Origin of the sequence: Flavobacterium sp. (genome assembly GCF_030146175.1) — a bacterium.
GTDB lineage: Bacteria > Bacteroidota > Bacteroidia > Flavobacteriales > Flavobacteriaceae > Flavobacterium.
Window position 1 is genome coordinate 1 of record NZ_JASLCE010000135.1, and the last position, 10,108, is coordinate 10,108.

General features: G+C 38.5%; 10 protein-coding genes and 1 pseudogene. 3 read left to right on the plus strand and 8 right to left on the minus strand.

Features of this window, described 5'->3' with window-relative positions; all coding sequences use genetic code 11:
• Positions 1 to 354: 354 nt before the first annotated feature.
• The gene (locus Q1R07_RS15225) at positions 355 to 891 is read left to right on the plus strand and encodes a Crp/Fnr family transcriptional regulator (protein ID WP_300491905.1); all 537 of its coding nucleotides are present in this window, start codon (positions 355 to 357) and stop codon (positions 889 to 891) included.
• A gap of 56 nt (positions 892 to 947) precedes the next feature.
• On the plus strand, positions 948 to 1,502 hold the full coding sequence (locus Q1R07_RS15230; RefSeq protein ID WP_300491906.1) for a DinB family protein: 555 nt from the start codon (positions 948 to 950) through the stop codon (positions 1,500 to 1,502).
• A gap of 223 nt (positions 1,503 to 1,725) precedes the next feature.
• Here the strand turns inward: Q1R07_RS15230 and sucD are convergent, their stop codons facing one another.
• The 8 genes from sucD to Q1R07_RS15270 all read right to left on the minus strand — a co-directional run bounded on the left by sucD (position 1,726) and on the right by Q1R07_RS15270 (position 9,155).
• On the minus strand, positions 1,726 to 2,598 hold the full coding sequence (gene sucD / locus Q1R07_RS15235) for a succinate--CoA ligase subunit alpha (protein ID WP_136401399.1): 873 nt from the start codon (positions 2,596 to 2,598) through the stop codon (positions 1,726 to 1,728).
• A gap of 109 nt (positions 2,599 to 2,707) precedes the next feature.
• Entirely contained in the window at positions 2,708 to 3,067 is a 360-nt protein-coding gene (locus Q1R07_RS15240) for a nuclear transport factor 2 family protein (protein ID WP_300491910.1), read from the minus strand.
• Complete coding sequence (locus tag Q1R07_RS15245; protein ID WP_300491912.1) at positions 3,060 to 3,998, minus strand: UDP-3-O-(3-hydroxymyristoyl)glucosamine N-acyltransferase; 939 nt, start codon at positions 3,996 to 3,998, stop codon at positions 3,060 to 3,062. The genes Q1R07_RS15240 and Q1R07_RS15245 overlap by 8 nt, the downstream gene beginning before the upstream one ends.
• Positions 3,999 to 4,049: 51 nt before the next feature.
• Positions 4,050 to 4,616 (minus strand): elongation factor P, encoded by a 567-nt coding sequence (gene efp / locus Q1R07_RS15250; protein WP_300491914.1) that lies wholly within the window; start codon positions 4,614 to 4,616, stop codon positions 4,050 to 4,052.
• A gap of 43 nt (positions 4,617 to 4,659) precedes the next feature.
• Complete coding sequence (gene lpxA / locus Q1R07_RS15255) at positions 4,660 to 5,445, minus strand: acyl-ACP--UDP-N-acetylglucosamine O-acyltransferase (RefSeq protein ID WP_300491916.1); 786 nt, start codon at positions 5,443 to 5,445, stop codon at positions 4,660 to 4,662.
• 11 nt (positions 5,446 to 5,456) lie between these two features.
• Positions 5,457 to 6,845, minus strand: coding sequence for a bifunctional UDP-3-O-[3-hydroxymyristoyl] N-acetylglucosamine deacetylase/3-hydroxyacyl-ACP dehydratase (locus tag Q1R07_RS15260; RefSeq protein ID WP_300491919.1), 1,389 nt, complete (start codon positions 6,843 to 6,845; stop codon positions 5,457 to 5,459).
• Positions 6,846 to 6,872: 27 nt separating this feature from the next.
• Positions 6,873 to 7,889, minus strand: coding sequence for a UDP-3-O-(3-hydroxymyristoyl)glucosamine N-acyltransferase (lpxD, locus tag Q1R07_RS15265; protein ID WP_300491921.1), 1,017 nt, complete (start codon positions 7,887 to 7,889; stop codon positions 6,873 to 6,875).
• A 24-nt stretch (positions 7,890 to 7,913) separates the two neighbouring features.
• The gene (locus tag Q1R07_RS15270) at positions 7,914 to 9,155 is read right to left on the minus strand and encodes an HD domain-containing protein (protein WP_300491922.1); all 1,242 of its coding nucleotides are present in this window, start codon (positions 9,153 to 9,155) and stop codon (positions 7,914 to 7,916) included.
• A 271-nt stretch (positions 9,156 to 9,426) separates the two neighbouring features.
• Between Q1R07_RS15270 and Q1R07_RS15275 the strand changes: the two are divergent.
• Positions 9,427 to 10,108: pseudogene (locus Q1R07_RS15275) on the plus strand (hypothetical protein); the annotation flags it as partial.

Genomic DNA, 10,108 nt, shown 5'->3' on the forward strand with positions numbered 1-10,108 from the left:
TTATGTTAAAATTATTCATCAAAGAGGCATACGGATTTTCAAAAAAAGAATTCCTGTTTTCAGTGTGATCCAAACTGATTTCCAGTTTTTTCATTTCCTCTCGTAGGTTTTCGATTTCGTCATTCGAAAAAGGCTGAAATGCGTATTGTTGTCCTTCCATATTGTTATTTTTAGTTCTGTTATCTTTATTTTCAATATAAATATAGACAATTTGTACTATTTTAATTTTGTTATCAAAAAATAATCACCTGATTAACACCATAATAATCACTTTAAAAATAAAATCCCTTACCCTTTCTATTTTAATATCTTTGATAACATTCTACTTATGATCATCACACAATTGTTCCCTATATGAATGCTATCGAAACTTTATATACTTTATTATTAGAAAACAAGCTTTGGGAAACCGAAACGATTTTTAAACGAAATACTTACCTGATAACCGAAGGCAGCCTGGATTCGACTGTTTTCTTTATTGTTGAAGGTAGCGTCCGGGTGTTTACTATTGATACCGAAGAAGAAAACACCATTCGGTTTGGTTATAAAAATTCGTTTGTTACGGCCATTGACAGCTTTTTCACAGACAAGCCTACACAGTTTTACATTCAGGCACTGAAAAAATGCACCGTTCGGACCATCTCTAAAAGAAGTCTGCTGAATTTTATAGAAAGCGATCTAACGCATTTAAAATTATGGAATACAATACTCGGTCAGCTGATACTCCAACAAATGGAACGGGAAAGAGATCTGCTAATGGCTTCGCCTGTCGATCGGTATAAAAGTGTTTTAAAACGAAGTCCACAGGTTTTCCAGGAAATTCCGGATAAATATATCGCTTCTTATCTTCGAATGACCGCCGAAACCTTGTCGCGTATCAAAAAGTCTTGATTTGTATCAATTTTTATTCGTCCGTCATATCCGAATTTTGTACAAATATTTAAACGATGGAAACAAAGCAACTACTGGACGAATTAACCACGATAACCAAAAGTAATATCGAAATTGCGAATTCTTTTAAAGCTACTAATCCGAAAACACTCAACTGGCGACAATCGGAAAAAAGCTGGAGTATTTTGGAATGTCTTGAACATCTGAATCGTTATGGCGATTTTTATCTGCCGGAGCTAAATCGTTGTATTGCAAAAGCCTGTAATAAAAAGCCGCGATTGTTTTATAAAACCGGAGTTTTAGGCGGTTATTTTGCCCGAATGATGAAAGCGGAAAGTCGGACGAAAATAAAATCCTTAAAAAGTTATAATCCAATCGGTAGTCAACTGGATCAAGGTGTTCTGGATGTTTTTATTACGCAACAGGAAACCTTATTACTTATTCTCGAAAAAGCACAGCAAGTTGATCTGATCAAAAACAAAACGGCTATTAGTCTGAGTCGGTTTATCCGTTTGCAATTGGGTGATACCCTATCGTTTCTGATTTACCATAACGAACGCCATGTAAAACAGGCTTCGAATGTTTTAAAACAGCATTCAAAAAATATTTAATTATCTAATATATAACACCTGACAGGTTTTAGAAACCTGTCAGGTGTAGCAAATAGCAATAAAAAGGAGGCTTCTAAGCGGACAGCCCTTTATTTGTATAGCTGCAAGGAATTTTTTCTATACTTACCCTTTTTCCAATTACATCTGGAGAAAAACCTTGACAAATAGCAATAAAAAAGGGCCGTCTAAACAGACAGTCCTTTATTTTTATAGCGACCGGGAATTAACCCAATACTTCTTTTACTTTTTTACCGATTTCAGCCGGAGAATCTACCACATGGATTCCATTCTCTCTCATGATACGTTTTTTAGCTTCAGCAGTATCATCAGCACCACCAACAATCGCACCAGCGTGACCCATTGTTCTTCCTTTCGGAGCGGTTTCACCAGCGATAAATCCGATTACCGGTTTGCGGTTTCCGTCAGCTTTAATCCAACGTGCAGCATCAGCTTCCAATTGTCCACCGATCTCACCGATCATGATGATACATTCTGTTTCCGGATCGTTCATTAATAATTCTACCGCTTCTTTAGTAGTCGTTCCGATAATCGGGTCACCACCAATTCCGATAGCTGTAGTAATTCCTAAACCTTGTTTTACAACCTGATCAGCAGCTTCGTATGTTAATGTTCCTGATTTAGAAACGATACCTACAGTTCCTTTTTTGAAAACGAAACCTGGCATGATACCAACTTTAGCTTCACCCGGAGTGATTACACCCGGACAGTTAGGTCCAACTAAACGACAGTCTCTGTGTTTAATATAATCATAAGCTTTAATCATATCGGCTACCGGAATACCTTCTGTAATCGTGATGATCACTTTGATACCAGCATCCGCAGCTTCCATAATTGCATCAGCAGCAAAAGCTGGCGGAACGAAAATGATAGTCGTATCGGCACCTGCCTGATCAACAGCGTCTTTTACCGTGTTGAAAACCGGACGGTCCAAATGCGTTGTTCCTCCTTTACCCGGAGTAACTCCACCTACAACGTTACTACCATATTCAATCATTTGCGTAGCGTGGAAAGTTCCTTCGCTACCTGTAAATCCTTGAACAATTATTTTAGAATCTTTATTTACTAAAACACTCATGATATTTTTTTTATATTATTTTTAAAAACTGTGTTGCAAAAATAGGGTTTTGAACGTAATCGAAGAAAGTTTTTTCAAACTTTTATCGGCTATTTTTTATTTTTTTCGCTTAGTCCAACTGACTCATCTGGTAAACCTTATAGAGCTTATCGTCTTTGAGTTCACAGATGACCATAAAATGCGCTAAAATGATCTCTTCGTTTGGATTTTCAATCGGTGCTACATAATGGGTGTAATGTAGCGATACCTTATGATTGTCTTCCAAAATATGATTGATTTCGATCCTTGACGCGATATACGATTTACTCAGTTCCGTTGCCAGTTCCAGTAAATCCTGTTTGTCCAGTTGTAAAAAGCCTTTGGAACTGTGCCAGTTAAAGATGATTTCATCGTGCAGGAATGTTTCCATCAAACTCTTGTTTAACGGACCATTTGCCAGATAAAACGCCTGAACCAGTTCTTTATTCATTTTTATTGATTTGTGTTAGAATTTGCGGAATCTTTTTCACGTAGGCCAGCTGTTTTAGTTTTTCCCTTGACTCTTCGGCCGGGTAACCAAAATAAACTTTACCGCCTTCCAGTGATTTTGAAACTCCGGACTGTGCCAAAACAACCGCTTTTTCACCGATGGTAATACCACTGGTGGTTCCCACTTGTCCCCAAAGCGTTACTTCATCTTCGATGATTACACATCCGGCAATTCCGGTTTGAGCCGCGATAAGACATTTTTTACCAATTACCGTATCGTGTCCGATATGTACCTGATTGTCTATTTTAGCGCCTTCGCGAATGGTTGTATCTCCGGTAACACCTCTATCGATGGTACATAAAGCACCGATACCAACGTTATTTTCGATTACCACACGACCGCAGGAAACCAACTGATCAAATCCTTCCGGGCGTTTTTTATAATAGAACGCATCTGCTCCTAAAATACTACCGGCATGGATAATCACATTATCGCCAATTACCGTATCGTCGTACAAGGTAACATTAGGATGAATCAGGCAGTTTTTACCAATCACCACATTATTTCCGATAAAACAATTGGGCTGAATTACGGTACCTTCGCCAATGACAGCGGTATCCGAAATAGCAACTCCTGTCGCTTTAAACGGTTTGAAGTGACGTGATAATTTATTAAAATCGCGAAACGGATCGTCCGACAATAAAAGCGCTTTCCCTTCAGGGCATTCCACTTCTTTATTGATCAAAACTATTGTTGCAGCCGACTGTAATGCTTTGTCGTAATATTTCGGGTGATCCACAAAAACAATATCACCCGGTTCAACCACGTGAATCTCATTCATTCCCAATACTGGAAATTCGGCATCACCTACAAATTTACAATCAATTATCGCAGCGATTTCACGTAAAGAATAGGTTCTTGTAAATTTCATATTATAGTAAGATAAAATTGGGCAATATTATATTGCCCAATAAAAATAAAATTATTCTTTAACCCGTTCCATATAAGAACCGGTAGCGGTGTCGATTTTAATTTTGTCACCTTCGTTGATAAACAAAGGCACGTTAATAGAAGCTCCTGTTTCTACTTTTGCCGGTTTAGTAGCATTTGTAGCCGTATTTCCTTTAATTCCTGGCTCTGCATAGGTTACTTCCAATACTACAGATGCCGGCATATCTACTGATAATGGCGCTTCCGTTTCAGCATTGATCTGAACCATTACATTTTCTCCTTCTTTTAATAAATCCGGAGCATCAAGAATGTTTTTATTTAAAGCAATCTGCTCATACGTTTCCACATTCATAAAGTGAAAATCTTCTCCTTCCGCGTATAAAAACTGGAATTTGTGAGTTTCTACCCGAACTACTTCGATTTTATGTCCTGCTGAGAAAGTATTATCCAATACTTTACCATTGGTTACACTTTTTAATTTTGTTCTTACAAATGCAGGTCCTTTTCCTGGTTTTACGTGTAAAAATTCTACAATTTTATAAATATCATTGTTGAATTTGATACATAATCCGTTTCTAATATCAGCCGTACTCGCCATTTTTTATTTTGTTTGTTTATTTAAAAATCTATTTGCTTACTTATTAATATATACCGGTATATCCTTTCATTACACCTCTTGAGGAATTACGAATGAATAAAATAATCTCATCGCGTTCCGGAGTAGCTTCCATTTCGGCTTCAATAATGCTTAAAGCCTGAGTGGTATTGTAATTTTTCTGGTATAAAATTCTGTAAATATCCTGAATTTCTCTGATTTTTTCAGTAGAAAATCCTCTTCTTCGCAATCCTACCGAGTTAATTCCCACATAAGATAGCGGTTCTTTTGCAGCCTTGGTAAACGGCGGAACATCTTTACGCAAAAGCGATCCTCCGGAAATCATGGCATGCTCTCCGATATTGATAAACTGGTGTACTGCCGAAAGTCCGCCGATGATGGCAAAATCGCCAACCGTTACGTGACCACCTAAAAGTACGCCATTTACAATTATTACATTGTCTCCGATATGACAATCGTGCGCAATATGCGCCGTAGCCATAATAAGACAGTTTTTACCTATTTTAGTAACACCGGATGCTACCGTTCCACGGTTTACCGTAACACATTCCCGTACTGTGGTATTGTCTCCGATAATAGCCAAAGAATCTTCACCTCCGAATTTTAAATCCTGAGGAACAGCCGAAATAACGGCTCCCGGGAAAATATTACAGTTTTTCCCAATACGGGCACCTTCCATAATCGTCACATTGGAACCGATCCAGGTTCCCTCCCCGATTTCAACATTATTATGGATCGTTGTAAAAGGTTCAATCACCACATTTTTCGCAATCTTTGCGCCCGGGTGTACGTATGCTAAGGGTTGATTCATACTTTGCTTGTTTAATTCTTTTTCACGATTTGTGCCATCAATTCGGCTTCGGTGACTAATTTTCCGTTGGAATAAGCACTGGCCTGCATATGACAAATTCCTCTTCGGATTGGTGACAACAGGTCTAATTTGAATACCAGTGTATCGCCCGGCAATACTTTATTTTTAAATTTCACATTGTCAATTTTCATAAAGTAAGTCAGGTAATTTTCCGGATCCGGAACCGAACTTAAAATAAGGATTCCTCCGGTTTGTGCCATCGCTTCCACGATTAAAACACCCGGCATAACCGGCGCTCCAGGGAAGTGACCTACGAAGAAATCTTCGTTCATCGTTACATTTTTCAAACCAACCACATGCGAATCGGACATTTCCAGAATTCGGTCTACCAACAAAAATGGCGGACGGTGTGGCAACATAGACATAATTTTAGTTACGTCCATTAACGGTTCTTTGTGAAGATCGTATACCGGAACCTGATTGCGTTGTTCTGTTTTAATAATTTTCGACATTTTTTTCGCAAATTGCGTGTTTACATAGTGTCCCGGTTTATTTGCGATTACTTTCCCTTTAATTCGGGTTCCGATTAAAGCCAAATCACCAACCACATCCAATAGTTTGTGACGGGCGGCTTCGTTCGGGTAATGTAACGTCAGGTTATCTAAAATTCCGTTTGGTTTTACGGAAATTTTTTCTTTTCCGAATGCTACTTTTAAACGCTCCATTGTTTCCTGCGATATTTCTTTATCTACATAAACAATAGCATTGTTCAGGTCGCCTCCTTTTATCAATCCGTGTTCCAACAAACTTTCCAGTTCGTGTAGGAAACTAAATGTTCTACAATCTGCGATTTCGGTTTTAAATTCACCGATAGATTTCATGGTAGCATTTTGCGTTCCCAATACTTTGGTTCCGAAATCAACCATAGTGGTTACCTGATATTCATCGGCCGGCATCACAATAATCTCGCTACCCGTTGCTTCGTCGGTATAGGAAATCACTTCTTTTACCACATAAACATTTCGTTCGGCATTTTGTTCTTCAACACCCGCTTTTTCGATTGCTTCAACAAAATATTTGGATGAACCATCCATAATAGGCGGTTCTGAAGCATCTAATTCGATGATTACATTGTCAATATCACACCCTACCAAAGCGGCAAGTACGTGTTCGGAGGTTTGAATCTTAACGCCTTTCTTTTCAAGGTTGGTTCCTCTTTGCGTATTTACAACATAGTTGGCATCCGCTTCAATGATCGGCTGTCCTTCCAAGTCTACACGTATAAAGGTGTAACCATTATTCACAGGAGCCGGTTTAAAGGTCATGGTTACTTCCTGACCTGTATGGAGCCCTACTCCTTTTAATGAAATTTCGTTTTTAATGGTTGTTTGCTTAACCATGGCTTAAATTTTGGTTTTATTTTGTTGCTATTTTTTTCGTTTTAAGTCTTCGATATCTTTTACGATTTTCGGCAGGTTTTTAAAGACCACATAGGATTTGCTAAAATCGCCGTAATTAAACGCCGGACTTCCCTGTATGGTTTCAAAATCTTTTACACTTCGGGATACTCCGGATTGTGCCTGTATCTTAACATTGTTTCCAATCGTAATATGACCTACGATACCCACTTGTCCGCCAATCATACAATTTTTACCGATTTTAGTCGATCCGGCTACTCCGGTTTGCGATGCGATAACGGTATTTTCGCCGATCTCGACATTATGTGCAATTTGTATCTGATTGTCCAGTTTTACCCCTTTACGGATAACAGTCGATCCTAACGTTGCACGGTCGATTGTAGTACAAGCACCGATGTCGACATTGTCTTCGATGATCACATTTCCAATTTGCGGTACCTTATTATAAACGCCTTCTTCGTTTGGTGCAAAACCAAAACCGTCGGAACCGATAATAGATCCGGAATGGATCACACATTTTTTACCGATTTCGGTTTCGGAATAAACCCGTACTCCGGCAAATAATATAGTATCATCGCCAATCGTCACATTGTCGCCAACAAAACTATTCGGGTAAATCTTTACATTATTTCCGATTTTCACATTGGCACCGATATAACAAAAGCTTCCCAAATACAGGTTTTCCCCGTACGTTACATTATCTGAAATAACCGAAGGCTGTTCGATTCCGGACTTCATCAGTTTTACCTGATTGTAATACTCCAGTAATTTGGAAAAGGATTTATAGGCATCTTCTACTTTAATAAGTGTCGTTGTAAGCTCCTGTTCCGGTTCGAAAGTAGCATTAACGATTGTAATCGTGGCCTGTGTGGTATATATATAATTAAGGTATTTCGGATTGGCTAAAAAAGTTAACGATCCCTCCGTACCTTCTTCTATTTTTGCTAATTTATAGACTTCGGCCGCGGGATTCCCAACAACTACTCCTTCTAAAATACCTGCAATTTGTTCAGCTGTAAATTTCATCCCGACAAAAATATAAAATTTAATTTAATCTAAACTTCCTAAAAGTACTTTTGGAAAACAGATATAATATTTGGTAACCGGTTTGGACAGGGCTTTCAGATTCATTTGGTCGGATGCTTCGACAACATCTTCCACAGTTCGGTCTTTTTTCAGGATACGAATTGGCTCTCCGGCTTTATTATACGCCTGATTTTTAATTTTTCCTTTAAAAACAAAATACTCCGCCTCTTTTTCCGTCATTGGATGCAAAGCCAGCCATTTCTTTTTAAGGACTTCCACATCCGAATTTTCAACTTTTTCGGACACCATGCGAATCTTAAGCAAATCACGATTAATAATCATTTTACTTAAGGAAGCCAACACGAAGTCATCGTGAAACTGCCATGTTTTAATCGCACTCATAATATCAAAGTCATCCAATTGAGCAAATTTGTCCAATATGTCGTTATCAAAATCGTTCAATGTCACCTTATGTGTCATAAAAAATTGTAACGGCTTACTGCATTCCGGAACCTGACCTTTTTGTGCCAGTTCTTTAGCACGCTTTAATATCTTGGTCAGTATCAACTCTGCCACCACACTGGTTTTATGCAAATACGCCTGCCAATACATTAGTCGTCGGGCGCCCAGAAATTTTTCTACCGAATAAATTCCTTTTTCTTCGATAACCAATAAGTCATTTTCTACGTTCATCATCTGGATCAGACGTTCGGAATTGATATTTCCCTCGGCTACACCGCTGTAAAAACTATCCCGTTTCAGGTAATCCAAACGATCCATATCCAACTGACTTGAGATAAGCTGCAACATAAACTGTCGGTGATAATCCCCTTTAAATACCTGAATCGCCAAACTTAGCTTCCCTTCAAACTCTTCGTTTAAACGGTTCATAAACAGCATTGAAATTTCCTCATGATGTACATCTTCTACAATACTGTGTTCCATCGCATGTGAAAAAGGACCATGGCCAATATCGTGTAATAAAATGGCAATATACAAAGCCGTTTCCTCCTCGTCCGAAATAACAACACCTTTAAAACGCAATACCTGAACCGCTTTTTGCATGATATGCATACATCCCAGGGCATGATGAAAACGGGTATGATGCGCTCCGGGATAAACCAGGTAGGACATCCCCATTTGCGAAATACGTCGCAATCGTTGAAAATAAGGATGCTGAATCAGGTCGTAAATTAAGGTATTGGGAATGGTAATAAAACCATATATAGGATCATTCAGAATTTTAAGCTTATTGATTTGGCTCACCGTATAATTGAATTAGATTAACAAATATAAAATAAAAAACAGAAAATTATTTTCAATTTCCATCATATTTCAAGTTACCTCCGGTATACCCTTAAAATTACCTGCGCGAATATTTTTACAAAATACGCATTTTGCGAATAAAAAAGTAAAACCACCTGCTTTTTGAATAAGTTTTTTACCTAAATTAGTAGTACTAAATCACATAGTTATACGCAAAATGCGATTTATTAGAATTTCGAGATCTATTATCAACTTCTAATTTTTGCCGAATATGAGATTGCCCCTTCTTTTTACCGTAGCTATATCCTGTGTTTCCGTATCGGCTCAAGTCGGCATCGGAACTACGACTCCGAAATCGAGTCTGGATATTTCCATCGCAAACAGCCTAACTCCTGCAAATACCGATGGAATTTTAGTACCTAGAGTCAATAATTTTCCGGCTTCAAATCCAGTTACAGCCGGATTAATGATTTATTTGGACGACACCGACAACAACGACCCACAACCCGACGGTTTTTATTTTTGGAACAAAACCAAATGGAATTATGTTTCCGGATGGAATTATTATGGCAATGAAGGTACTTCACCTTCTACTGCTGCTATCGGAGTGGCCGCAAATGGCGATTATATCGGCACAAAAGACAATGCCGATTTTATTGTCGGCACCAATGGATTGGAACGACTTCGCATTACGGCTGCCGGAAATATTGCCATTGGAAAAACCAACCCAACCAAACGCCTGGAGATTAATGCTAATAATGATTATATAAAATTTGAAAATCTTGCCACCAAAACGACGACGACCAAAACTTTTTTTATGGTGCGCGACGCGAATAACGAAGTCGGTTTGTCGGAAGTGGAAAACGTAGCGGGACAATTAATCCGTATCGGACTCAACACCGCCGCATACGACACCACCGAAAAGGCCATCCGTTTTAAAGACAATAATGACG